This window comes from Paenibacillus sp. FSL R5-0923 (assembly GCF_038009145.1).
In the GTDB taxonomy this organism is placed as follows: domain Bacteria; phylum Bacillota; class Bacilli; order Paenibacillales; family Paenibacillaceae; genus Paenibacillus_AQ.
Genome location: NZ_JBBPAT010000001.1, coordinates 2,641,809 through 2,668,088, shown reverse-complemented (window position 1 = coordinate 2,668,088; position 26,280 = coordinate 2,641,809). Strand labels below are relative to the sequence as shown.

At 42.8% G+C, this 26,280-nt stretch carries 19 protein-coding genes; 3 read left to right on the top strand and 16 right to left on the bottom strand.

The window, feature by feature from the left end:
• Positions 1-193: 193 nt before the first annotated feature.
• The 6 genes from MKX35_RS11760 to MKX35_RS11735 form a co-directional block, all read right to left on the bottom strand.
• Positions 194-943 carry a metal ABC transporter ATP-binding protein gene (locus tag MKX35_RS11760; protein ID WP_042190495.1) on the bottom strand — a complete coding sequence of 250 codons (750 nt, stop codon included), beginning with the start codon at positions 941-943 and terminating at the stop codon, positions 194-196.
• Positions 944-977: 34 nt separating this feature from the next.
• On the bottom strand, positions 978-1,967 hold the full coding sequence (locus MKX35_RS11755; RefSeq protein ID WP_256716417.1) for a metal ABC transporter solute-binding protein, Zn/Mn family: 990 nt from the start codon (positions 1,965-1,967) through the stop codon (positions 978-980).
• A gap of 219 nt (positions 1,968-2,186) precedes the next feature.
• Positions 2,187-4,199 carry a methionine--tRNA ligase gene (metG, locus tag MKX35_RS11750; protein WP_076284468.1) on the bottom strand — a complete coding sequence of 671 codons (2,013 nt, stop codon included), beginning with the start codon at positions 4,197-4,199 and terminating at the stop codon, positions 2,187-2,189.
• A 350-nt stretch (positions 4,200-4,549) separates the two neighbouring features.
• A complete protein-coding gene (gene yidD / locus MKX35_RS11745) occupies positions 4,550-4,813 on the bottom strand; it encodes a membrane protein insertion efficiency factor YidD (RefSeq protein ID WP_042190501.1) in 264 nt (87 codons plus the stop codon).
• Between the two features lie 2 nt (positions 4,814-4,815).
• On the bottom strand, positions 4,816-5,277 hold the full coding sequence (locus tag MKX35_RS11740; RefSeq protein ID WP_042190503.1) for a Fur family transcriptional regulator: 462 nt from the start codon (positions 5,275-5,277) through the stop codon (positions 4,816-4,818).
• A 223-nt stretch (positions 5,278-5,500) separates the two neighbouring features.
• Positions 5,501-7,741 (bottom strand): copper amine oxidase N-terminal domain-containing protein, encoded by a 2,241-nt coding sequence (locus MKX35_RS11735; protein ID WP_076300851.1) that lies wholly within the window; start codon positions 7,739-7,741, stop codon positions 5,501-5,503.
• 351 nt (positions 7,742-8,092) lie between these two features.
• On the opposite strand from MKX35_RS11735, the gene MKX35_RS11730 reads away from it, so the two are divergent.
• The 3 genes from MKX35_RS11730 to MKX35_RS11720 are packed head-to-tail and all read left to right on the top strand — an operon-like array spanning position 8,093 to position 12,419.
• The gene (locus MKX35_RS11730) at positions 8,093-9,862 is read left to right on the top strand and encodes a sensor histidine kinase (RefSeq protein ID WP_042190508.1); all 1,770 of its coding nucleotides are present in this window, start codon (positions 8,093-8,095) and stop codon (positions 9,860-9,862) included.
• 11 nt (positions 9,863-9,873) lie between these two features.
• Positions 9,874-11,118, top strand: a complete 1,245-nt coding sequence (locus MKX35_RS11725; protein WP_076300850.1) for a response regulator — start codon at positions 9,874-9,876, stop codon at positions 11,116-11,118.
• A 23-nt stretch (positions 11,119-11,141) separates the two neighbouring features.
• A complete protein-coding gene (locus tag MKX35_RS11720; RefSeq protein WP_179086746.1) occupies positions 11,142-12,419 on the top strand; it encodes an ABC transporter substrate-binding protein in 1,278 nt (425 codons plus the stop codon).
• A gap of 82 nt (positions 12,420-12,501) precedes the next feature.
• Here MKX35_RS11720 and MKX35_RS11715 read toward each other — a convergent pair whose 3' ends face one another.
• The 10 genes from MKX35_RS11715 to pflB all read right to left on the bottom strand — a co-directional run bounded on the left by MKX35_RS11715 (position 12,502) and on the right by pflB (position 26,264).
• Positions 12,502-14,100: an ABC transporter substrate-binding protein gene (locus tag MKX35_RS11715; RefSeq protein WP_076300848.1), complete on the bottom strand. Its 1,599-nt coding sequence runs from the start codon at positions 14,098-14,100 to the stop codon at positions 12,502-12,504.
• A 93-nt stretch (positions 14,101-14,193) separates the two neighbouring features.
• The gene (locus tag MKX35_RS11710) at positions 14,194-15,156 is read right to left on the bottom strand and encodes a carbohydrate ABC transporter permease (protein WP_256716416.1); all 963 of its coding nucleotides are present in this window, start codon (positions 15,154-15,156) and stop codon (positions 14,194-14,196) included.
• A 15-nt stretch (positions 15,157-15,171) separates the two neighbouring features.
• Complete coding sequence (locus MKX35_RS11705; protein ID WP_339266345.1) at positions 15,172-16,197, bottom strand: ABC transporter permease; 1,026 nt, start codon at positions 16,195-16,197, stop codon at positions 15,172-15,174.
• A gap of 530 nt (positions 16,198-16,727) precedes the next feature.
• The gene (locus MKX35_RS11700; RefSeq protein ID WP_076284462.1) at positions 16,728-17,513 is read right to left on the bottom strand and encodes a response regulator transcription factor; all 786 of its coding nucleotides are present in this window, start codon (positions 17,511-17,513) and stop codon (positions 16,728-16,730) included.
• Entirely contained in the window at positions 17,488-19,344 is a 1,857-nt protein-coding gene (locus tag MKX35_RS11695) for a cache domain-containing sensor histidine kinase (protein WP_076284461.1), read from the bottom strand. The genes MKX35_RS11700 and MKX35_RS11695 overlap by 26 nt, the downstream gene beginning before the upstream one ends.
• A gap of 29 nt (positions 19,345-19,373) precedes the next feature.
• Positions 19,374-20,204, bottom strand: a complete 831-nt coding sequence (locus MKX35_RS11690; protein WP_042129876.1) for a carbohydrate ABC transporter permease — start codon at positions 20,202-20,204, stop codon at positions 19,374-19,376.
• Positions 20,204-21,088: a carbohydrate ABC transporter permease gene (locus tag MKX35_RS11685; RefSeq protein ID WP_042190519.1), complete on the bottom strand. Its 885-nt coding sequence runs from the start codon at positions 21,086-21,088 to the stop codon at positions 20,204-20,206. The genes MKX35_RS11690 and MKX35_RS11685 overlap by 1 nt, the downstream gene beginning before the upstream one ends.
• A gap of 127 nt (positions 21,089-21,215) precedes the next feature.
• Positions 21,216-22,625: an extracellular solute-binding protein gene (locus MKX35_RS11680; RefSeq protein ID WP_076284460.1), complete on the bottom strand. Its 1,410-nt coding sequence runs from the start codon at positions 22,623-22,625 to the stop codon at positions 21,216-21,218.
• A 422-nt stretch (positions 22,626-23,047) separates the two neighbouring features.
• Entirely contained in the window at positions 23,048-23,785 is a 738-nt protein-coding gene (gene pflA / locus MKX35_RS11675) for a pyruvate formate-lyase-activating protein (protein WP_076284458.1), read from the bottom strand.
• 217 nt (positions 23,786-24,002) lie between these two features.
• Positions 24,003-26,264, bottom strand: coding sequence for a formate C-acetyltransferase (pflB, locus tag MKX35_RS11670; protein WP_076284457.1), 2,262 nt, complete (start codon positions 26,262-26,264; stop codon positions 24,003-24,005).
• Positions 26,265-26,280 lie beyond the last annotated feature (16 nt).

Below are 26,280 nucleotides of genomic sequence, written 5' to 3'. Positions count from 1 at the left end.
GGCGTAGGAGGTGGGGTTACTGAACATAGTCAGGACGAAGAAGGATCGCTTTCACCCCTAACGGGGCACGCTTACAGCGTCGCGGTATTTAGTATACGGAAAGGATTAAAGATGAGGGAAACCCTGCTCCCACGCTCTATGTACGCCCACAATAATCGAGAGTTCCCTTTTTCTACCAGAGCTTAACTATGACCTAAGAGAGCGTGTGCTGCAGGTTCTCCTCTGTACAATTCTGCAAATCATGAGAATGACGGGAGAAAAAGTTAATCTTACCGTTCGTTTGCACAGGTTCATTCCCTAAGTAATTCTTAATCATGTCAATATCATGCGACACCATTAGGAATGTCATATGATGATGGGCATGCATATGTGTAATTAATTCAAAGAATCCTGCTTGTGATTCAGCATCAATACCGACTGTAGGCTCATCCAAAATCAGCAGATCCGGATGGTTGATCAACGCACGTGCTAGAAATACACGCTGCTGCTGGCCGCCCGACAGCTGGCCTACTCTTTTCTCCGCAATATCCTGTATCCGCATCACTTCTAGTGCATCTTCGCACTGACGATGCTGAGCCTTAGATACTCTTCGAATAAGATTCTTGTTGTTGTACAAACCAGATAGCACTACTTCACGCACCGTTGCTGGAAACAGCGGGTTGAAGGCGTTCTTTTGTGGAACATAACCTATCCGTTCCCAGTCTTTAAACTTGCGGACAGGCGTTCCAAATAATTTGATTTCACCACTGCTTGCCGGAAGCAAACCGACGATCATCTTCATCAGTGTAGTTTTACCAGCGCCATTAGAACCAATGATACCAAGGAAGTCTCGTTCTCTTACACTATAGTTAAGATTCGAGATCACCTTCTGTTCACCATATGAAAAAGAAAGATCCTGTATATCGATGATATGCTGATGGCAGTCCAAGGATACCGATTGCATGCTTTAGCACCGCCTTTTCCTTATACTTTCCTTTTTATTGTAAAGCCATAATCAGATTTTGCAAATTTTTCTCCATCAAGGTGAAGTAGTTATCCCCGTTCTTTTCTTGCTCCGCAGTAAGACCCTCTACAGGATTAAGAACCATAGTAGACACACCAGCTTCAGCCGCTAACGTCTTAGCCAGTTTATCGGAGACAAGCTCTTCAAAAAAGATGTATTTAATTTTCTCCTCTTTAACCATCTTCGCCAGGTTTACTAAATCCTGTCCACGCGGCTCAGCGTCTGGGGATAATCCCATAATCGCATGCTGCTCAAGCTTATAGTCACGGGCAAGGTAGGCAAAAGCTTGGTGTGAAACTACAATTTTGTGGTTAGGCAGCTTGGTAAGCTCCTGTTCAAATTTACTATCCAAAGCCTGTAAACGTTCAGCAAGCTTATTGTAACGCTCTTCATAACCATCTTTATGCTCAGGGTCCACAGATTGAAGGCTTTCTTTTATATTGCGCGCCATGATGATCGCTGATTTCGGACTTACCCAGGTATGCGGGTCCGTATGAAGGCTGTCCTCAGAAGAATGGCTATTATGATCAGCATCATCTTCGTGATGATCCTCTTCGCCGCTTCCCCCATGATCATGTCCGTCATCTTCATCGGTCATTATTAAATCAACACCTTTACTTACTTCAACAGCTTCCACTTTACTGCTGCTATCAAGTCCTTTTAGAAAATTAGGAACCCATCCCTCAAGCCCTGCTCCATTGTACAAGAACAATTGCGCTTTGGAGGTATTGACAATATCCTGACTGCGTGGTGTCCAATCATGCGGCTCTACACCAACCGGAAGAAGGTTAATGGCATTTATATCATCTCCACCAATTTCCCGAGTAAACTCATAAATAGGATAAAAAGTAGTTACAACATTTACTTTCCCTTCAACTATACTTCCACTGCTCTTAGGTCCACATGCAGTGAGTGTAAATACAAGCACCAATGCAAGTATAAGCAGACTTATTCGTGACTTCATAGCAACCATTAAATTGATCTCCCTCTCAAATCGTAATCTTTACTATTAGAAGTATAATAGTAATCATTACGATAAGTCAACAATAAATCCTAATAAGATGATTCTGAATTTTATCCCTGCTTATACGTTGAAAAAGGAATGTTCCCACAGCCTAGCTGGCTGAAGGAGCATTCCCTTTCTTATATAACAATTACATATATAGATTCTACATAACGATTCTTACTTCACAATAGCTCCATTTGGCATGCTGTCTGGAACTGTAGCGATGGTTAACTGATCACCTTTAGAAGCCGCTAAAATCATCCCTTGGGACAATTCTCCGCGCAGTTTCACTGGCTTCAGGTTCACAATACAAATCACTTTTTGGCCTACCAGCTCTTCCGGTGTGTAAAACTTCGCGATACCAGAAACGACTTGACGCTGCTCATAACCTAGATCCAGCTGCAGCTTCAGCAGCTTGTCGGCTTTCTTCACAGGCTCAGCTGCAATGACCTGAGCTACCCGAAGCTCAGCCTTGGCGAAATCGTCGATGCCGATCTCTTCTTTATGCTCTTCCTCAGGCTCGGATACCACAGGAGCCGCAGGTGCTGCTTCGGTCGCTTCAGCAGCCGGTTTACCAGCGCCCATGGCTTCGGCGATATAAGCTACCTCTTGCTCCACATCCAGACGAGGGAAGATTGGATTGCCTTTCACCAGCTTTGTTCCTGCCGGAATCAGACCAAAGGTCTTGCCGCTGTCCCATGTCGTTAATTCACCAACTTCGATGCCAAGCTGTTCCCAAATCTTCGCTGGGGTTTGCGTCAAGAACGGCTGCAGTAGAATGGAAGCGGTGCGAAGACCTTCCACAAGATGTCTCATTACGGAAGCCAACTCAGCTGTTCTGCTCTCATCCTTAGCAAGCACCCAAGGCTGTGTCTCATCAATATATTTATTGGTGCGGCTTATAAAGATCCCGATCGCTGTTAGCGCTACGGAGAACTCCATTTTTTCCATCGCTTCTTCTACTTTGGCATAAGTATTCTCTGCCGCAGCTTGAAGCTCACCATCAAATGCTGTTACATTTCCTTCATACGCTGGAAGCTCTCCACCGAAATACTTCTCTACCATCGCACCTGTCCGGTTCAACAGGTTACCAAGGTCATTAGCAAGATCATAGTTAACCCGATCTACAAAGCTTTCCGGTGTGAATGTACCATCCGAACCAAATGGTACTTCCCGTAGCAGGTAATAACGAAGTGCATCCAGGCCGTAACGATCAATTAATGTAACTGGATCTACTACGTTCCCTTTGGATTTTGACATTTTGCCATCCTTCATGAGCAGCCAACCATGAGCAAATACCTTTTTCGGAAGAGGCTCACCCAGCGCCATTAGAATGATTGGCCAGTAAATCGTATGGAAACGGACGATTTCTTTGCCGACAATATGCACATCAGCAGGCCAGAAATTATCGTACAGACTACGATCCTCGGAACCGTAACCCAAAGCAGTAATGTAATTTGTCAATGCATCGATCCATACGTACACTACATGCTTTTCATCGCCTTTAACCTTAACACCCCAATCGAAAGTCGTACGGGAAACCGCAAGATCCTCCAGACCAGGCTTGATAAAGTTGTTGATCATTTCGTTTTTACGGGATTCCGGCAAAATAAACTCCGGATTCTCCTCATAAAATTGCAGCAATCGATCTGCATATTTACTCATCCGGAAGAAATAACTCGCTTCCTTCACCAGTTCAACCGGATGACCGCTATCAGGGCTTTTTGCACCAATGATTACGCCATTGTCATCTCGAACGATATCAACCAATTGTGTTTCTGTATAGAAGGTTTCATCCGGAATACTGTACCAGCCTTCATATTCGCCTTTATAGATGTCACCTTGCTTGAGCAGTCGATCAAAAATATCCTGAACAACCTTTTTATGACGCTCTTCCGTTGTACGGATGAAGTCATCATTGGAGATGTCTAGCTTGCGCCATAATTCCTTAATGCCAACAACGATGTCATCTACGAACTGCTGAGGGGTTTTACCTGCTTCCTCTGCCTTCCGTTCAATCTTTTGACCATGCTCGTCTGTACCTGTAAGATACCTTACATCATAGCCGCGTAGACGTTTGTAGCGGGCCATTGCATCTCCAGCTACGGTAGAATAAGCATGTCCGATATGCAGCTTATCACTCGGATAGTAGATAGGTGTAGTTAAGTAAAAAGTTTTCTTTTCGCTCATTGATTAATCATCCTTTCTTTCATAAAAAGACAAAAAACTCCCGCCCCTTTAATGGGGCGAGAGTATAACTCACGCGATACCACCCAAATTTCCTGTCTCTTCACAGAGATCAGGCTTCGCCAGTTCCCTCTCGGGAACTGTCCATTAACGCTGGAACACGCCGTTATCTTACGTGAACCTCAATTGCAGTTCCCGCTCGAACACAGTTCCTCCCGGACCATATTCAATCTAACGCTCCATACCGGCTTTCAGCTCGTTCCGGCTCTCTGTAATGGGCGTACCGATTTACTCATCCGTTCCTCGGAATTCATACTATTACCTGTGAATATACCCAATGGCAAGGGCTCGTGTCAAGTCGCGCGAGCAGAATCCTTCTTTGTGGGGTGTTCCTCAAGAGGCGGAACCGGATCAAGTCCCCCTGGATTGAAGGGATGGCATCTAGCAATCCGCTTGGCAGCAAGCCATGAACCTTTAAGTGGACCATGGACTTCAATAGCTTCTAGTGCATAGGCAGAGCAGGTTGGATAGAAGCGACAAGTGGCAGGCTTAATCGGGGAAATGTACTTGCGGTACACCCGAATGGGAGCCTGAATCGTTCTACGAAGGGTCGCCATTCTTAGACCCCTTTTTTGCGATTAGCTGCTGCGACTAGTTCTTCTTCCCGGTTCTCTTCACATTCCTTGCAATAACCGAACACCTCAAATTTATGCTTGACTACCCGGAATTGATCAGGAGTATCCGTTAAATTCATCGGGCAGAAATTAATCGGGTAGGTTTTCTCGCATTGAAGGCAGATCATATGATGATGGTGATCCTGATGATTACAGCTTCCCTTGAATTTCACTCCGTCTTCAAAGACGATTTGTTCAAGTACACCAAGCTCTTCCATTACACGCAGATTGCGGTACACGGTATCAAAGCTAAGTCCGCTATACTTGCGGCCCATATGCTCATAGACATCCTTCGCTGACAAATAACCCTTATTCTCGCCGAATAACTTGGCAAGCGTTTTGCGTTGGTCGGTGATTCGCAGACCTTGCCCCGACATGACCTCTAATATTTGTTCTGTCGACAGCATACGCTCATCTCCCATAACATTTCAGTTCATTTATATTTCACTCTCTTAATAATGCCCCAAAATAAATGCCCCGTCAATGAAACAACCACGCGTATGAGCGCTCATCAGAGTAAAATCATACATATAAATACAAAAAGTCCGGCTGAGTATTCCTTTGCGGAATATTCAGCCGGACTTTTATTTCAGGTGAATCCCAAATAACTTAATGGATGGACCTATTTTGTTATTTTTTCGCTGGCAGCGGTGTAACCAGGAAATTCACCGGCAAGTTACTACCAGAAGCTGCTGTGAACAAAATCTCCACGGAGCCGCCATAATCGCCAGTACGATAAATCACACTGTTCATGTCAGCACTAGAGAGACTTCCTGAATTCGGCATTTGTACGATTTGACCATTAACCATGACTGGTCCCATGTAATTACCGCCACGTGGATTAAACGTAATCAATGAATTAGGTGCAACACGGTCGAATTTGATTTTGTATAACACACCAAAATTACCTGCATTGGATGCTTCAGTACCATTCATTGGGTCTACACCGGTCAAATTCAAATCACTCGAATTGTCACCGAGAAGAAGTCTCGCAGGAGTTGTTCCTACTTCGTCGGTAACCGTGATGATGCGTGTAGAATCAGCATAAGTTCCTCGGTTATGCACCCCATCACGATCCAATATTGGAAGTGTAGGAAGTGTAGTTAGAGGATCTTTATTCGCTTCGATCATCATGACATTATATTCAATAGGATAATCGCTAAATAAATCCGCTTGGAGGGATACAATCTCGCCTGGTTTCATTGCAATTTTGTTTAGGTCCGTAAGAATCGATACGCTTTCTCCTGGTTGAAGGACCGTTGTCTTATAATGTTCCCTAGTAATCATAGACTTCCAGTAACGTTCCACAGACATTTTACCAGTGCCTTCTGGAAATGAACTTGGACCGCCAAAGCCTACATACTCTGTTGTAATTGTCGTAGGGTACAGATTGTTATTCTTAGCAATCACATACACCTTCGTTTTAATATTCATATTATTCTTGTGGTGGACCAAAAAGCGAGTTCCGCCGAATGATGTTTCTTTATACGTGATCCCTTCCGTATTCACTGTTTCTGGACTATTACTGCGAATAAGGTTATATGGCTCAGAAGAAAGATTATAGGCTACCTTCTGCCAAGTTGGAACCATCGATCCGTCGATGTTAAATACGCTACCCGGAGCACCGAATAATCTATAGAAATCTTCTTTACTGTACAAGATTTCATCTGAAATATTAATGGTTTTCTCAAAAGTGCTGATTGCGCCATGTGAATCTTTGACTTGAATAGCGACTGTTGCTGGACCTGGTGTAAAGAAAGCTTCTGCTTTGTTCGTCCAAGTCACTTCAATTGGATCACCGTCTGGGTCGCTGCTTAGATCCGAATAAGTGATCATTTCACCCATCTTGTAAGAATCTTTGTCTGTCGTGAAATTAGCGACTGGCGGTGTATTTGGTTTTAGTACGTTGATGGTCACAGAGTAAGGATCACTCCACTGTCCATTCGCATCCATAACGGAATAGGATACTACATAAAATCCTGGTGTATCATAGATATCTTGCTTATTTCCTTCCCAGCGTTCATCGACAATGGCCGTACCATTCGGTGAAGAGCTGGAAGTTACAAAATTCACAGGATCACCAGCATAAATTTCAGTTGGCACTGTAAAAGAAGCTTTTGGCTTCGTGTTCAACGTAAGAATTACTCGTTTTTGCACATTATCAACGGTATAAGGAATGCCTAATGCCCCGGTGATGGACGTCAAAGGAACCATGAATGTACCATTAGTTTGGTAAGCTGGACCTTTCATCGTCACATTTTTACCATTAACGGAATAGATCTTACTGTCCGTTTTAAAGCGCATTACGTCGCTTCCTTTGGTAACAATGGTCTCTTTCGTTTTATAATCGTAAATGTATTTCACACCTACGCGTTCTACCATAGCTCGGATCGAAACGTATGAGACGCCATTCTTCACGGCCATTGGCTGATTAGCCAAATACTCAACGCCGTTTTGGTACATTTTGTTGCTGTTCATCATAAGTACAAGCTGATTACTAGCTGCAGCACGAACACCATCCGTTGGTGTAGGTTGTGTAGTGGTTTCAGGTGTTGCTGTAGGGATCGGTGTAGCCGTTGATTCAGGTGTTGATGTAGGTTCAGGTGTTGTCGTAGGCTCAGTCGTCGGTTCAGCTGTTGCCCCAGGCATTGGAGTTGGTGTAGGTGATACGACTCCCCCTGGTACCTCAGTTGGCATTGGCGGCAATGGGTCAGTAGCTTCTGGCATTACATCCGTCGCAGATGTGGCAGCTGCTCCTACTGCATTGGTATTACCTGAGGTACTATTGACAGATTCAGCAAAAGCCGGCACTGCCGAGGCGGCCTGAGATATGGCCAAAACAGCAACTAACGTTAATTTCTTCAAATCCATGATATGACTCCTCTGCTCCTATTTGTAAATATAAGTAGGTCTCTGTCTTTTTCATACTCCTCTTATATTCCCCGCAAAAACGCAACCGCTCTCAGCGGAGCGGAAGAATTGCTTTTTGCCACGTTCGTTATAACAAAACATAGTATTAGACGCATCCGACCGCAAAAAGTTTCATTTTAAAGTAAAGAAAGATTAACCCAGTATTAAAACAAGCAAAAACAACCTTTCATCCGCTACCCGAAAAATATGAGATTATCCATATAAATATGTGTTTTTTACGGCAAGGTATATTCGCTTTCATTTGCTTTTGTTACAATGTATGGAAGAATATATTTTTATGCGGGTGATGACATGTCCAAGAAAATCTCCATCCTCGTTCAATTAATCATGGGTTTCTCACTGATCATTTTCACTATCGTAGCTTTTACGATTTTTTTGTCCTACCGTTCGTCATCCCAAGCCGTTCTTAACCGGTCGAACCAATATATTCTGGAGTCCGTCAAACAGCTTCAAGGTAAAATGGACGCTATCCTTCAAGATAACGACAAACTCTCTTCTACGATCATGTTCAGTCCCTTGATTCAAGAAACACTAGGAGACTTAGCAGAATCCCGCACACCTCCTACTGACGCTATGGATATCACCCGCTACATCGATCAACAGACACGTTCCATCAATTATGACATCCAGTTCAAGCTGCTCGGACTTTCAGATAATCAGGTATATACCAATAGCAGCTCCTTAAAAGTAATCTGGGACAGCGAGAGAGAAATCCGCGGCGCCTATTGGTTTCCAGCTATAGCCCAGAATAACGGCCGTATGCTCTGGTTTGGTGTAGATGTATGGCAGAACGGCACGATCCCTGTGGTCATGGGAGCTAGGCAAATTAATGATTGGAATGATTTAAATCGGCTAGGAACCCTATTTCTCGTCCTTCCTGTGGAGGTTATCCATAACGCTGTCAGCCAATTTCATCTTGGTAAGAATGAGAAAATTCAAATTGTTGATTCCTTCAACACCATTGTTTATTCCACCGATCCAGATGAGATAGGTCTGTATATGGATGATAGAATTCTAAGTCAATTCAGTAATCATAAAGCACGAATCATCCCAAATACCATAAACTCCCGCAATATGTTCGTATCCTACGCTTATTCCCCCTACAGTGAGTGGAGCATTTTTGCTTACATTGATTCTAAAGAAGCTGTTAAAGATTTAAATGGCATTCGCAGAAATATTATTTTAATTGGCCTGCTCGGGATGGCCGCAGCGTTATTATTTACCTTCTTTTTCTCGTGGACACTGTCTAAGCCGCTTCGTAATCTCGCAACCAAGCTAAGCAACGTTGAACGCGGAACCACGCTACCGTTTGTAAAAACAACCATGAATAAAGAAATGGCTATCCTATACTCAAGCTATAACTCCATGCTTCAAAACCTAGACCATACGATTGCTGACCTCTCAAGCAAACAAATCAGTGAAAAACAAGCTCAGATCGTAGCTCTTAAAGCACAGTTTCGCCCTCATTTTCTCTACAATACATTGAACACCATCTATTGGTCACTGGCTAATAAACATATGCGAGAAGAGTCACAGATGGTTATTGCACTAAGCGATTTGCTTCGATACAGCATTGATCGTGGATCGGAATTTGTTACGGTTGATGAGGATTTACAACAACTAGAAAGGTTCATTTACCTGCAAAAACTACGCTACGAGGACAAACTACAGGTTGATCTGCACGTGAATCCTGAGGTCATGAATAGGCAGCTTATGAAGCTAACCCTTCAGCCCCTTGTAGAGAATGCTATCACGCATGGACTTGAACCTACACTACGCGAAGTATGGCTTATACGTATTCGGGCCTATAGTGAAGGCAACTCACTTGTGCTAACAGTAGAAGATAACGGAGAAGGCATGAGCGAGGCAAGAATGGAAGAGGCCTTAATCAGCGGCGAGGTTAATCCGGAGAAGCTGCTCCACACGGGTATCGGTCTCTCCAATCTGAATCATCGTATAGAACTAATCTATGGACATGGATTTGGCCTTCATTTATCAACCAGCGAGCTCGGAGGCTTACTCGTAAAAGTCACTGTTCCATTACAGTTCGATCAAGGGTAGGGGGCGAAGTGATGAAAGTGTTAATTGTTGACGACGAAAGTTTTGTCCGACGATCCCTGTCAGAAATGCTGGGAAGTGCGAACCATAATTTTAGCATCATTGGTTCAGTAGAGAACGGATTAGAAGCGATACAACTGTTAAAAGAGCAGGCAATTGACCTTGTAATATCAGACATACGTATGCCTGGCATGGATGGACTCGAGCTTTCTAAGCATATCCATGAATGTTACCCTGACACCGAGACGATACTGCTCACTGGTTATCAGGATTTCTCCTATGCCAGCCAAGCCATAAGGTACGGTGTACGAGAATATCTGGTCAAGCCAAATTCAGTTGAAAATATCCTCGAAGTCGTAACAAGTGTGTATGAACGTCTGGAATTGAAGAAGCAACACAGGCAAGTCTCGCAGCTGCGAGAAAAGAATCTTCGGGAGAAACGCCTTTCTGATCTACTTTATGGCATTCCATTACCCTACTTTGAAGAACAGCTCATACCTCCCTTTCATTCTTTTGTCATCATTACTGTAAATCACCTAGGTGATGTTATGCCACAGTACTGGTCTGAACAAGCGATGTATGCGGCCGTAATCAATATATTAGAAGAGTGTTTTTCGCTTTACGCTAATGTTGTCGGCATTCAAGAGGAGCAAGAAGCGATAATCATGTTGTTTTATCCCGATGAACAATCCGAAAGAATCGATGAGGCGCTAACTCAGGAAATGATGATTAAGCTGTCTAGCCTCTTGAAATCGCCTTTCAGCGCGGGTGTCTCCAACCCTCACTATGATCTTGGAGCCCTCGCAACAGCTTATCATGAGAGCCTGCAGGCATGCCAACAGCTCAAAAAGGATAGTACCCGACCCGTTATCTATTATAGTGATGTATCCATGTGCTCAGCTTCTCCTCAGCTTACGGAACAACTACAGGTGAAGGCTACACGCAGGGTAATCTCTATGATGATTGAGGCTATGAATTCGCGACTCCAAGAGAACCTCTCTCTCAAAATGATTGCAGATGAATTATACATGAATCCAACCTATCTGGGCCGTCTGTTCAAAGACGATGTAGGAGAATGCTTCTCTAGTTTTCTTACCAAGCTTCGTATTCAAAAAGCGATAGAACTGCTAAATAATGTTACGCTCAAAGTTTACGAAGTTAGCGAATTAGTTGGCTTTAAAGATCCTGCGTACTTCAGCCTCATATTCAAAAAATACATGGGTATGACTCCTCAGGAATTTCAGAAGCACAACAAATAAAGACGAGGTGTGTTCTCTTGCATGTGAATGCTAAGTTGTTGACTATCCTGTTAAGCTTTGGATTGCTGCTTCATACAAGCGGTTGCCAGATCTCTCCTTCCAAGGAAGATATCGACCTTCAAGACCCGATCCAGCTGAACATCTGGCTTACAGCTGGATCGGGTCTTGAGCTGCTTATAGCAGAGTATCAATTGCAGCATCCCGAGCTAGAAATCCATATTCAGACCTCAACCTCCACGCAGCTTCCTGCCAAGCTGCAAACTTCATTCGCAGCAGGATATAGTTCCCCTGATGTGGCGGCCATTGATATTAGCTATTTGGATCGTTTCAAGCAGTTCCCCGATTATTTTTATAATCTAACAACATTTGGAGCGAATGATCTAAAGAATCAATTTCTGAGGTGGAAATGGCAGGAGGTGCTCGGTAATGATTTTATCTTCGGATTACCGACTGATATTGGTCCCTACGCTATGTTGTATCGGACTGACATCTTCGCGTTATCTGGACTCCCTACCAAACCTGAAGAAGTAGCAAAGCGAATCCAAACTTGGGACCAATTCCTCAAGGCCGGCACTAGAGTCCATGAGGCAACAGGCAAAGCCTTTGTCAATGACTTAGAGAATCTTTATCTAACCCTTCTGCGTCAGTCCAAGCTTCAATATTACAGCCCCACTTCCCAAGAGCTGATCATAGGAAATAATCCAGCAGTAAAAGGGGCTTGGGACTTTGCAATTCAAGCTCTGAAGCTGAATTTATCCGCAGGTATTGCTGTAGATACACAGCGCTGGGGCGCAGGTCTGCTAAACGGCGACTTTGCAGTGATGCTCTGTCCGGCTTGGATGATTGATCATATCAAAAGTAGTGCTCCAACAGCCAGCGGATTATGGAATGTAACGACCATCCCAGGAAATAGCGCTAATCGAGGAGGTTCCGTCCTTACCTTGCCTAGAACAGGCAGTCATCCAGAGGAGTCATTCGCGCTTATCAAATGGTTAACCGAGCCCGTACAACAGCTAATTTCATTTAAGTCAGAAGGGGCATTTCCCTCCACGCCCGAAATTTATGACGATCCCGAGATCCATAACCTGTCTGATCCCTATTTTCCTAATTCTGAGGTTGGACGTGTCCTCTCTACAGCAGCACAAGAAGTAGTTCCCACCTACTACGGTCCGCACCACGCCGATGTAGAAACAAATATGCTCGAGTATTTAACCAAAGCCGAGCAAGGTAAGCTAGATCCCGAGCAGGCTTGGTCACTTGCCATTCAGGTAGCGCAAAAAATAGATACTTCTTTCCGCTAACCTATTCACCAAGCGTACAATAAAGGCTATCCCCAGCGCAGTAATCATGCCGGGGATAGCCTTTTAGTTTCATTTAAAGTATTTATTTTTGAGCAGCTAAGAAAGCATCTAATTGTTTTTGTTTCTCTGCAATAATCTTATCAAGTCCGGCTTTCTTCAGCTTGTCGGCGTACTTAGTCAATACAGTATCGGGATCAACAGAACCCGTATCCAAACTGATGTCATATTCATCCATAACAGCTTTACAAGCTGCCATTTCAGTCTTCATAGAGGATGCGTCGAAGTTAAAACCGAGCGCAACAGAAGCTTTACCTTTGGAGTTGAAGGCCTTGAATTGCTCCCATTTGTCTGGAGCTTCACTTTCCCATACAGGATTCAGGAATTGGCTTCCAAGCATCCAGGCGGCAGCGGTATTATAGTCACCCGTTTTGTCAGTAGCTTTAATCGTATCACCGCTAACGACATCATAATGGACACCTTTTACACCAAATACGAGCAGATTATTGATTTCTTTATCCGTGTGCAAAAGATCTAATACCATCATGGCACGAGCTGGATCACCCGAGGAAGCGGAGATCGCTAACATTGATCCTGCTGCATCACTAGTAGAAATCGTCGGTTCGTTAAAAGCAATTTGTTTCAGTTTTCCTACCAAACCTGTAGCATTAGCCAATTCACTATCTTTACCAGGTTTAAGTGATTGTACTGTCATAAAAACATTACCAGCCTTCATTGCATCTTGCGTAGAATTTGTAGCCACGGCCGCATCTTTGTTAATATAACCTTTCTTCATATATTCACGAGTAAGTTTAATGATTTCTTTATAACGATCCAGTTCAATCATGGATTGAATTTTAGTATCCGATGAATCCTTAAGCAGAACGCCCGGAATTGAAGCATCACCAAGCGTATCGTACTGCGCCATGTACTGAGAGTTAAAGGTCTCTCCTTGTTTGAAGTACAGTGGGGTTAGGTCAGGTCTCTTCTCCTTTACGACTTTGAGCACGGCATCCAAATCTTGAATGGTCTTTACATTCGACATATCAATACCCAGTTCATCAGCAATATCGGAGCGATAAACGATCCCGCCTTGTGCTGCTAGCTCCTTATTCGTAGGAACGGCATAATTCACACCATTGATCGCAGAACCTTTTAAGAATTGCGGGTCGAGATTTTTAAGAATCCCTTGGCCATATTCATTCAATAGATTACCGTACTTGCCGTTATCATCATTAAGCGGGAGGTAAGCACCTTTAGCTGAATTGGTTACATAATTTTTCCATTGGGCTGTAAAAATAATATCGAATTTCTCCTGACTGGCAATCTTCAGATTAACATCATTGTCCCATGGCCCCCAGTCGATCGGTGCGATATCCAATTTGGCGTTAATTTTAGGTTCCAGAAGCTTATTGATAGCATCTTCTACAACCTGCTCATCCTTTTGAACGGCACCGACATAGATTAACTTAACAGTATAAGGATCTAATTTCTTCTCCGGTTCAGCTGTAGGATCTGCAGCGGGCTCATCTGTTGCCGCAGCATTGGTAGCGGTTGCATTTTCACTTGGCGCTGGTGATGCTCCTTCATTATTCCCGTTATTCCCTCCGCATCCAGCTAAGCTAAGACTGAGTACTACGATAAGCATCAGCGTTAAAAGTGTGCTTGTTCGAATAGCCTTCATGTACACCATAACCTCCCTCAAAATATTTATATATGCTGAATCGGACGTTCACACACTTGCATAGAACGCCGAATTAAGCCATTCCAATCCTCATTAGCCTTTAACAGCACCAACGGTAAGTCCTTTGATAAAATACTTTTGGAAGAAGGAGTAAACGAATACGATAGGGCCGATCCCAATAACAGCCATTGCCATTCTTACTGTCTCTGTCGGCAGATTGATTTCTACACCTTGTGCAGCTAAGGCAGCCATCGCTTGAGGGCTTGCAGTCAGGAACTGAACGTTCAACATCGTCTTATACATTAGATACTGCAGATTGACATGCCCTTCGGGTGAAATAAAGATCAAGCTTAGATACCAGTCATTCCAATACGCCAAGGTTTGAAATAATCCCACTGTAGCTAGCACCGGTAACGACAAAGGCAGAATGATTTGAACGAAGATCCGAAACTCCGGTGCCCCGTCAATTTTAGCGGATTCAACTAGTGCCGGCGGGATTGTGTTTGCAAAAAAGGTTCGTAAAATGATGACAAAGAATGCTGAAACCAGCAGTGGCATAATCAGAATCCATAGCGTATCTTTCAAATGCATCATTTGAGTATAAACTAGATACCAGGGCACTAAGCCTCCATTAAACAAAAGTGTAAAAAACATAAAGAACGAAAAGAAATTACGATGTGGAAAATCCCCACGCGAGATAGGATAGGCATACATTGCCATAATTACGAGACTCAGAATCGTTCCAACCACCGTCACAAATAAGGAAACGGCAGCCGCATCTATGATTTGCCAATAATCTTTTAACAGAAATTCATATGACGAGATATCCCACTTGTTCGGGAAAAAGCTGTAGCCGTGCTGCACAACCGATTGTTCATCTGAGAACGATACGATAATCACGAGGATCAGTGGGACCACACAAATCGCCGTATAGATCCAGAAGAATATATTAATTAACAAATTGGAGATATTAGAAATTTCATTGGGTTGTTTTTGCCGTTTAGCTCTCTTTCCTGTACGACCCGACGGCCCGATTGCAGTTTCTGTCTGGCTCAACACGCTCACCTCCCTCTAAAATAACGCATCATCTTTACTTATTCGTCGTACTGCTAGATTTGCTAAGAATATCAGTAGAAATCCTACAATAGATTGAACGAGACCCGCGGCAGAGGACATCCCAATATCACCAATCGCCAGGAAGGTCTGATATACATAGGTGTCGATAACTTGCGTAGTGGAGTATAATGCTCCTGCGTTTCTAGTCACCTGAAAGAACAATCCGAAGTCTGCGTTAAAAATCCTACCAATCTGCAGTAGCGTCATTACGATGATAACCGGACTGATCAGCGGCAGCGTGATTTTACGAATCTGCTTCCATTTAGAAGCACCGTCAATCAGCGCAGCCTCATAATATTCGTGATCTATGCCGATGATCGCAGCCATATAAATGACCGTCGTATAGCCAATCTCTTTCCACAGCTTTACGATCACTAGAATCCCCGGCCAATATTGCGACTGCGAATACCATTCAATTGGATCTACCCCAAAGAACGGAAGCAGTGTCTTGTTCATGAACCCGTGCTCAGCACTTAGAAAGCCGTATACTAAATAACTGACGACGACCCATGAGAGAAAATATGGGAGAAACATCGCACTCTGATGGAATTTCGATAGCCATCTGCTGCGCATTTCGTTAAACATAATCGCAAAAGCCAGTGAAAAAAATAGTGTGAGTACAATAAACGCAGTGTTGTACAATAGGGTATTTCTTGTAATGATCCACGCCGTCTCTGTCGAGAATAAATATTTGAAGTTCGAGAACCCGACCCAATCACTGCCTAGAATGCCCTTCTGGTAATTGATATCCTTAAAAGCAATTACCGTCCCTAACATCGGTATGTAGTTATTGATGATCAGAATAATAATGGCTGGGAGCATCATCAAATAGAACACCCAATATTTCTTCATCACTCTCAGAAAATTCGGTACTCTTCCCCTGCCGCGTTTTTTCACTTCTGATAAGCTGACGGAAGGATTCGTCACACTCATGTTCTGTTCCCCCATTTCCCCATCGTCCCAATCTAGAGCCTTTTTCACGCTTGCTTGGCTATCGCCTTGCACTTCCTTCTTACACTCTAATTAAAACATATGATAAATTTTGGGAGTATAGGGAGCATATTATATTTCTATAAAAAAAGAGATGATTATCCTTAATAACTAAGGATAATCATCTCTACTGTTTAAAATCATTAAATTGGTTATAACTTATGTACCTTTATCACAGCCGCAGGCTGATCGATAATCCCTTCTTTCCCCTAAGGAGTCCCCACAACCGCAGGAGTGGGACGACCCCATATCCACAACGAAGTGTGGTGAGGGAGAAGGAATGGAGAGGAAGTTTGGAACTGTAGGAGCGTAGCGTTCGCCTAAAAGCTTTCCTTGGAAAGCTACCTCGGAAGCATATGCTATCCTCGGATTTCAACCGCGAGCAGCGGTTTCCAATCAAGAAATCCGAGGATAACAGCGACCGAAAGTCCAAACATTCCTCCGTAGTGACGCTTACCTCACCATGCTGAGTAACAGACATTCCTTGCAGTGACGCTAAACATCACCATACGCCGCCGACCTCATAACACTTCGGCCCGGCACCGGTCACGATACTCCTTAGGAGACATCCCCGTCTGCTTCTGAAATACCTTCGTGAAATAACGTCGTTCCTGATAACCGACTCCGGAACCAATCACCGTAATGCTCTTATCGCTGTTAGTAAGCATAAACTTGGCAGCTTCAATTCGCTGTTGTGTTACGTATTCCACGAAAGTCATTGCAAAACGGTTCTTAAACAAGAGGCAGAAGTAACTGCCACTGATGCCGATCTTATTCGCCACTTCCTCAATCCCGATATCTGAATGAAGATGTTCAGTGATGTATTGAGCGGCCAAGTTCATTAGCTGATCCGGCGTTTTTTTGCCATTGTCAACTTCAGGAATCTCCTGAAACAAAGGGATACTATTATACAGTTTATTCTTAAACTGTTTACTACGGATATTAGCTCCGATCTCACGTACCTTATTGCCAAGCTCCTCATAATGTATCGGCTTACAAATGTATTCTTTTACCCCAAGCCGGATCGCTTCCCGTGCATAGTCAAATTCCTGATACCCGGTAAGAAGCAGTACCTCACTATCCAATCCCAATTCCCGCAGCTTTCCTACAAAAGTTAACCCGTCCATCACTGGCATACGAATGTCACTCAACACAAGATCGGGTTGCTCCTCTTCAGCAATGCGCAAGGCGTCCATACCGCTTCGCGCCATACCGACGACCTCCATCCCCATCTCCTGCCATGGCAACACTCTCTTCAGATTATTCAGAATTGGGGCTTCGTCATCTACCAATAATACTTTTAGCATAATGATCTTCCCCCTGCTCGTATTTAGGTATGACACATTGAATAATAGTACCATATCCTGGACTGGAACAAATAAATATTCCATATCTGTCACCGTATTCAATGCGGATGCGATCTGCTACACTGCGAATGCCAAGGCCTCTACGTTCAAGATTCATCCGGTTTTCCCGTTCAACTTCAACCTCTTGCTCCACAGGATCATTCACAATATATTGGAAAATAGACAACTGAGATGGTGTAATTCCAATACCGTTATCTTCAATTCGTAAAATTAAGTCCCCTTGCTTCTCCCAAACTTTCACAGAAACTTGACCTTTGTAATCAATACCCTCAAATCCATGTTGAATGCTATTCTCTACAAGCGGTTGCAAAGTAAGCTTTAAAATGCCGCAACTCATCAATTCTTGTGGGATATCAATATCGTATTCAAATAAATCCTCAAATCTAAATTTTTGAATATCCAAATAATTGCGCAGATGTTTAATCTCTTCATCCAGTGTAATTTCTTCTCGATCCTGAATGCTAATTCGTAAAATACTTGCCAGTCGGTAGACCATCTCACTGACTTTCTTGCCTTCATTCTGTATAGCCAGAACATTAATCGACTCTAACGTATTGAATAAAAAATGCGGTTTAATTTGAGCCTGTAGAACACGCATCTCGGCTTGATTCTTGCGACGCTGTTCCAAATGGATTCTGTTAAACAATCGGTTAATTTTATCCATAAGATCATTAAAGCCCTTACCAAGAAGCGTTAACTCATCATTCCCCTTCACTTCTACCCGCGAAGTTAGATCTCCATCCTCAACACGTCGCATAAAACGAACAATTACGGCTATTGCACCAGTAATGCGATTCATAAAGAATAGATTGAAGATCACCGCTGCCAAAAAGCAAAGGAAGATAACCCCTACAAACCAGCGTGCAAATACTGTAACTTCTCGAGATAAAGAGTCCCATGAGGTTACAGACACTAGACTCCAAGGATAATCTTTCAAATGATACATGGAGAGAATACTCTTCTCCCCGTTATACTCTGTTTTAAAACTCTGAAACCCTTTTTTGAAGGTAATCTCTTTATTCGCGAATGACTGAATATCCTGCCCATCCAGCTTTTGATCTGGGTCAAATAGAATCATTCCGTCATCATTTACTAGCATAAACGAAACATCCTGATTACTATCCCCAATTTTTAAATTGCGAAATATCGATTCGAGCTCCCAATTTTTGATCTGTACAACAAGGATACCTATGTTCTGAAAGAAGCTCAGTTCCTTCACGAGTCGAATTTGTGTAAACACAGGTTCAGTTCCTGTAAGTTCAGGATACTCATGAGGAGCCAGCCATTTTGGCACGCCATTCAAATCCATTACTTCCTGGTACAAATCACTTTTTTTGAAAGTATCATAGGGTAGCGTTCGGAAATTTTCCTTATTAAAAAGCGACACGATTTCAGAGTTACCTCTACCGTTAAAATTGTATAAAAAAGCATAGCTAATCGATGGATGGTTAAACAACAGACTACGGAAATTGCGCTGGCTTGCATTCAAATTGAGTTGCTCAGCATCAGTCAAATCTTGATTAGAAGGATCTTCTGCGCTAAGTGCCATATGAAAAACCGAGGTAGCAATTCCGTTGTCTGTAACGTTATCCATATCTTTTAACACATTTGAAATACTGTAACTAATTGCTTTGAGCGAGTATTCCGACTGTTGACTGTACTTCTTCTCAATAGAGTTATAAGTCACGAAAAACATAAGCATGCCTAGAATAAATAAGGGAATGATTATCAGGCCCAAAAATGCCGTAAATAATTTATAGCGCAAATTCATCGGCTAGTGCTCCTGACTGAGAAAAAAAGTTATCCTTTTACGCCACCCGCAGTTACGCCTTCAATAATTTTTTCCTGTAAAATCGCATAAATCACAATTACTGGCAGAACGCTGAAGACGATACCCGCTGACATTTGTGCATAGTTCATCTGATATTGATCACGGAATTGAACCATACCCACTGGGAGCGTACGTAGTTCATCATTTGATAGGAAGTAGTTTGCCAGCAAGAATTCGTTCCAATTGCCCAGGAAATTAACAATGAATACAGTAACCATGGCAGGTACGGTTAGAGGTACAATAATTTTAGCAAAGATACCTGGTGCCTTCAACCCATCCATGACCGCTGCCTCTTCAATTTCTCTAGGCAACGAGCGCATAAATGCAGCCAATATAATTATCGTAAACGGAATTGCATTCGCGATATAAGGGATAATCAATGCCCAGTGCGTATTCAGAATTCCCATCTTACGTACAATCGTATAAATAGGAAGCATCAATGCGTTGTTTGGAATGAGCATTCCCACCATAACTAAGGTGAACAAAATCGTATTCCATTTGCCTTGGCGCATCCGAGTAACTGCAAAAGCAAACATAGACGCTAGAATGATAGATACTACAGAAGCCAATATGGAAATGTACAAACTGTTAAAAAAGTAGGTGCTGATCTTGGCATTTACCCAAGCTTCAACGTAGTTATTGAAGACGAACTCCTTTGGAATCCCAAAAGGGTTAAGTGCTATTGCATTGTTATCCTTTTTCACAGAGGAGAATAACACGAACAGGAAAGGAAATAGAATAACTAGTAGATAGGACAATAGTGCGACGTGTGGCAGACTTTTTTTCAGGGCGCGTGGCATCAGTATTCAATCCTTTCTGTGCGTCGGGCTATCAGCAGCTGATAAATAGCTGTAACCACCAATGTAAATACAAAGATCAGGACTGCAATGGCATTACCGTACCCGTACTTAAAGTTAGTGATAGCATATTTAATCATGTAAGTTGCCATTACATCGGTTGAACCAGCAGGTCCACCCTTAGTCATTACAATGACGATATCCGCCGCTTTCATTGCTCCAGCAATGGACAACATGATTACAACAGAAATGATCGGAACAATTAAAGGAAGCGTGATGCGTGTAGCACGTTGGAATCCAGTTGCGCCATCAATGGCAGCTGCTTCATCCAATTCACCTGGTATCGACAGAATAGCTGCAAGTACCATTACAATGTAGAATCCGGTCCATTGCCAAGCATTCGTGATCAGGATGGATAACATTGCGAATCTTTCATCCGACAGCCAGTAAAGTGGATCAATACCAACTAAGCCTAGAACCTTATTTAAAAGTCCAATGTTGGGCTCATAAATGAAGCCCCATAGAATACCGATAACTGCTGTAGACATAATAGAAGGCATGAAGACCGCTGTCTTATACAAGCCTTTTAGCTTCTTTACATTCGATATCAATAACGAGAAGAATATGATTAACGGTACCTGTACAAAACAGGAGAAAAGAATAAAGAAACCGTTATTTTTGACAGATATCCAGAATCGTTCGTCTCCTAATGCCTTCTCAAAATTACTGATTCCGGCAGACTTGACTGTGTCAGATACCCCATTCCAGCTAGTAAAGCTGTAATAGATTGAACTAAAGATGGGATAGATGAAGAACATCGTGAACAAGATCAGTGCTGGAAGAATAAAAAGGAAAAATACCAATGGATTTCTTAGTGCTTTATTCATGACTACCTCCGGTTGCTTTGACATCTGGCGAACAATGAATGTTTTAGAGCTTTGCAAACACATAAATTCTTTGAGTTTAAAAATGTACCCTGGTTCTGGCACCAGGGTACATTCAATTTGCAGCTACTTATTCAACTGCTGCGTTTGCTTCTTCTTGTACCTTCTGTAAAGCTTCGCCCATTTTCTCTGGAGTTGTCTGACCACCAATTAGCTTTTGAATTTGAATGTTACTGATTTCTGTAGTTACATCAGCTTGAACAAGTGAGTCAAATGCTGGGAACGAAGATTGTGAGTTATTAAGTACACCTACGATTTCGCTCATCAGATCATCCGTAATATTTTCATTCAGCACGTTTTGATCAATTTTCATTGCTGGCAGTACGCCATCTTCAACAAGACCACGTAATTGCATTTCTTCGTTAAACAAGTTTTTGATGAAAGATTTCACAGCAGCCAATTGACGTGGATCTTTCTCAGCAGAAGCAGAGAAACCGTAGCCATTGTTTACATCGCGCATCAATGCAGTTTGGTCGCCTACGCCACCATCAACTGGAGGAATATTGAAGAATCCAACTTTACCAATCAAACCTTCGCCAGATTGTCCTTCTTTAAATACGGAAGATTTCCAAGTACCATCATACAAGAGGATTGCTTCACTACTAGTGAATTGTGTTGTATATTCAGCATACTCGAAACCAAGTTCGCCTTTTTTGAAGTATCCTTTGTCAACCCATTCTTTGTACTTTGCAAAACCTTTTACAACGTTTGGATCAGTCCATTTAGCTTCGCCTGTTGCAAACTTAGCGGTTACATCTGGACCTGCATAACGTGACCACAAGTGGTTAGCTAGCATAAGTGGTACCCAACCAGCCTTAGATGCACCAGCCAAAGGTACTTTTCCGTCAGCCTTGATGTCAGCCAATTGTTGTTCCAATTCAGCAAATGTTGTTGGAGCTTTCCAACCCTTGCTATTGTAGTATTCTTTGTTGTAGAAGAACCCTTCACCAGATCCACCGATAGGCAATCCGTAAATTTTTCCTTCATAAGTGAAAGGATCAAGATTTGAGAATTTATCCTTAATTCCAAGTTCCTCTAGGATTGGAGTCAGATCGAGTAATTTACCTTCTTTAGCATAGATCTTAGAGTCAGGGCTTCCGAAAAGATCGAAGATCTCTGGTGGATTACCTGCAGCCATTTCACCACGTAATTTTTCTTTACGGTTTACATCTGAATCTACTCCATCAAGCTTAAAGGTCAGACCCGGTACATCGCCTTCTACCTTTTTCACTACTTCTTGCAGAATAGCTAAACGTTTCTGTTTGTCGGCACCGATTTGAGTGTGACGAATCGTCATTTCGAACGGCTCGCTACTAACCGGTTCTTCTGTTGCTGGAGCATTTGTAGCATCCGCTGCATTCGTCGCGGTAGCGTTTCCATCTCCTTTGTTAGAAGATGCATTGTTGTTGCCTCCGCAACCTGCCAGTAAAGCTGATGATACAAAAATCAGGGACAATAGCAAAGTCATACCTTTTTTCATTTCTTGTGACCCCCCATATAATGTTGTGCTTTACACTTCTTATTATAGAAAACAGATTCCATTCTCGTAAGGTTAAGATTCATCCACTATAGGGATAAAAATCTCTAATGAAAGCGGAATCAACTACACAATATGTAATATAATATAACTTTATTTCAGTAATAATTACGATTAAAAGCTTTATAGCGTGATTTAACCATACATACACTTTGAAAATAATCATAAAAACTCAATGCAATGATACAATATATATCATAATGGATTTCCAAGTCGTTAATTAACAGCAGTAAACATACCATTTTTTTAAAGCGAAAATACAAAATTACCCCTTTAAATGACATCAGACGTCCCTCATAACAAAAAAAGCCGTTCCTTCAGCAGTAAATCACTGAAGGAACGGCTCCACTTAATGTAGGTAAGAATTATACCAACGCTGTCTGCTTACGACCTTCTTCGACTAAGCGGTACGCCCGCTGAACTTCTTCATCCGTAGGGGATGGCACTCCATCCAATTCATAAGCCTTACCGAGCATTTCCCATTTATAGATACCCATTTGATGATAAGGTAAGATTTCAAATTTCTCAACGCCATTTAAGGTTCCAATATAACGACCTAGATTGATAAGGTCCTCTTCACGGTCATGAATGCCTGGAACATATACATGTCTAATCCACATCTTACGGTTATGATCTGACAGCCAACGTGCAAGCTTCAAGGTCCGATCATTAGATTTACCAGTTAACTTAATGTGTGCTTCTTCATCAATATGCTTCAAGTCAAGCATCACCAAGTCCGTAACATCCAATAAGTCATTAATCTTGTCACCTTCGTTGTAACCATTACTATCTAGTGTAGTGTGCAAATTCCAACGTTTCTTAACTTCCGTAAATAACTGCTTTACAAATTGTGCCTGCAAAGTAGGTTCTCCACCGGATACAGTCAGTCCGCCTCCGGAAGAACGATAGTAGTTCAAATAAGGCTCGATCTCGGAAAGCACTTCTTCGAGACTCATTTCTTTGCCTTCATCTAAAGCCCAAGTATCAGGGTTATGACAATATTGGCATTTCAACAAGCAGCCCTGCATGAATAAGACAAAACGAATACCAGGCCCGTCAACGGTCCCAAAGGTTTCCAAAGAGTGTATGCGACCTTTAATCATAGGATGTCATCCTTTCGCCACGACAGACTAACAGTCCCTCTTTCACGAAGAAGCTCCCTGTCCTTGAGACTGTCATTCTCCTTAATCGCGGCTGTGAAATTTAAAATTTTAACCATTCTCAAACAAGATATTACCGCCCTTGAGACAAGGGCGGTATCTTCCTTGCAACTATTTCAATGTAGAATTTAAATCAAAGATCTTTATAAATAGGAACGAATTACATCGAACCATGGAACGTACGGTTAATTACGTCCATTTGCTGTTCGCGAGTCAGCTTGATGAAGTTAACTGCATAACCGGATACGCGGATAGTCAATTGTGGATAGTTCTCTGGGTGATCCATAGCGTCCATCAGCTGTTCACGGTTAAATACGTTAACGTTCAAATGCTGAGCGTTATTATGGAAGTATCCGTCCATCATGTGTACCAGGTTAGACTTACAGGATTCATCGTCTTTACCTAGTGCCTTAGGTACGATAGAGAACGTATTGGAGATACCATCTTGTGCATCGGAGTAAGGCAGTTTGGCTACAGAGTTCAGTGAAGCCAGAGCACCTTTCTTGTCGCGTCCGTGCATTGGGTTAGCACCTGGTGCGAATGGTTCGCCTTTTTTACGTCCGTCAGGTGTTGTACCTGTCTTCTTACCGTACACTACATTCGAAGTAATGGTCAATACCGATTGAGTTGGCACAGCATCACGATAAGTTTTGTTTTTACGGATCATTGTCATGAAGGTTTCAACCAATTCTACTGCGATGCTGTCTACAGCATCGTCATTATTACCGTAGCAAGGGAATTCGCCTTCGGTTTCGAAGTCAATTGCAATACCTTGTTCGTTACGGATCGGTTTAACCTTCGCGTATTTAATAGCACTCAGCGAGTCAGCTGCAACGGACAGACCAGCGATACCGCAAGCCATCGTACGCAGAATGTCGCGATCATGCAGTGCCATTTCGATACGTTCGTAAGAATATTTGTCATGCATATAGTGAATGATGTTCAAAGTGTTAACGTAAGTCTTAGCCAACCACTCCATCATCGGTTTGAAGCGTTTCATTACTTCGTCATAATCCAGATATTCAGAAGTGATCGCTGGGAATTCCGGTCCAACTTGTGCTCCGGATTTTTCGTCTTTACCACCATTAATAGCATACAGCAAAGCTTTTGCCAGGTTGGCACGAGCGCCGAAGAACTGCATTTGTTTACCGATACGCATTGGAGATACGCAGCAAGCAATAGCATAATCGTCACCCCAGTATGGACGCATTAGATCGTCATTTTCATACTGAATTGCACTAGTTTCGATGGAAACCTTAGCACAATATTTCTTGAAGCCTTCAGGCAATCTCTCGGACCACAGAACAGTTAAGTTTGGTTCCGGAGCTGGACCCAAGTTGTACAGGGTGTTCAGGAAACGGAAGCTGTTCTTGGTAACACGAGTGGTTCCATCTTCAGCCATACCACCGATGGATTCAGTTACCCAAGTAGGGTCGCCGGAGAACAGATCATTATAGTCAGGTGTACGCAAGAATTTCACGATACGCAGTTTCATTACGAAATGATCGACAATTTCTTGTACTTGTTCTTCAGTCAAAGTACCTTCTTCAATATCGCGTTCTGCATAGATGTCTAGGAAGGAAGAAACACGTCCCAGGGACATCGCCGCACCATTTTGTTCTTTAACTGCTGCCAGATATCCAAAGTATACCCATTGAGTAGCTTCCTTGAAGTTCGTCGCTGGTTTGGAAATATCCATACCGTGAGCTGCTGCCATTTCTTTCAATTCGCCCAGTGCACGAATTTGCTCAGACAGCTCTTCACGCAAACGAATTACTTCTTCTGTCATGGAATCAACTTCAAGCTCAGCTAGTTGTTGCTTTTTGTCTTTAATCAAGAAATCAATACCGTACAGAGCAATGCGGCGGTAATCGCCGATAATACGTCCACGGCCGTAAGCATCAGGAAGACCTGTGATAACGCCGGATTTACGTACTGCTCTCATGTCTGGTGTATATGCATCAAATACGCCTTGGTTATGCGTTTTGCGAATGTTCGTGAACATGTCGACGATGTTTTGTGGAAGCTCGAAGCCATAAGCCTTCGTAGCATCGACCATCATCTTGATCCCGCCGAATGGCTGAATGGAACGTCTGAAAGGAGCGTCAGTCTGTACGCCTACGATTTGTTCCTTGTCCTTGTCAATGTAGCCTGGAGCGTGTGAAGTGATTGTGGAGACAGTATCTAGGGAAACATCCCATACGCCGCCTCTTTCTCTTTCTTCCTTGCTCAGTTGAGAAATAATCTTCCATAGTTCAGTTGTGTTACTAGTAGGACCTACGAGGAACTCTTCGTTACCTTCATAAGGCTTAATGTTACTAGCAATAAAGTTGTTAACGTCAACTTTCTTGGACCATTTACCTTTTGTAAAACTTCTCCAACCGGATTTCACTTCATTTACTTCTTTTTCAATCACCGACATGCTAAATCCCTCCATC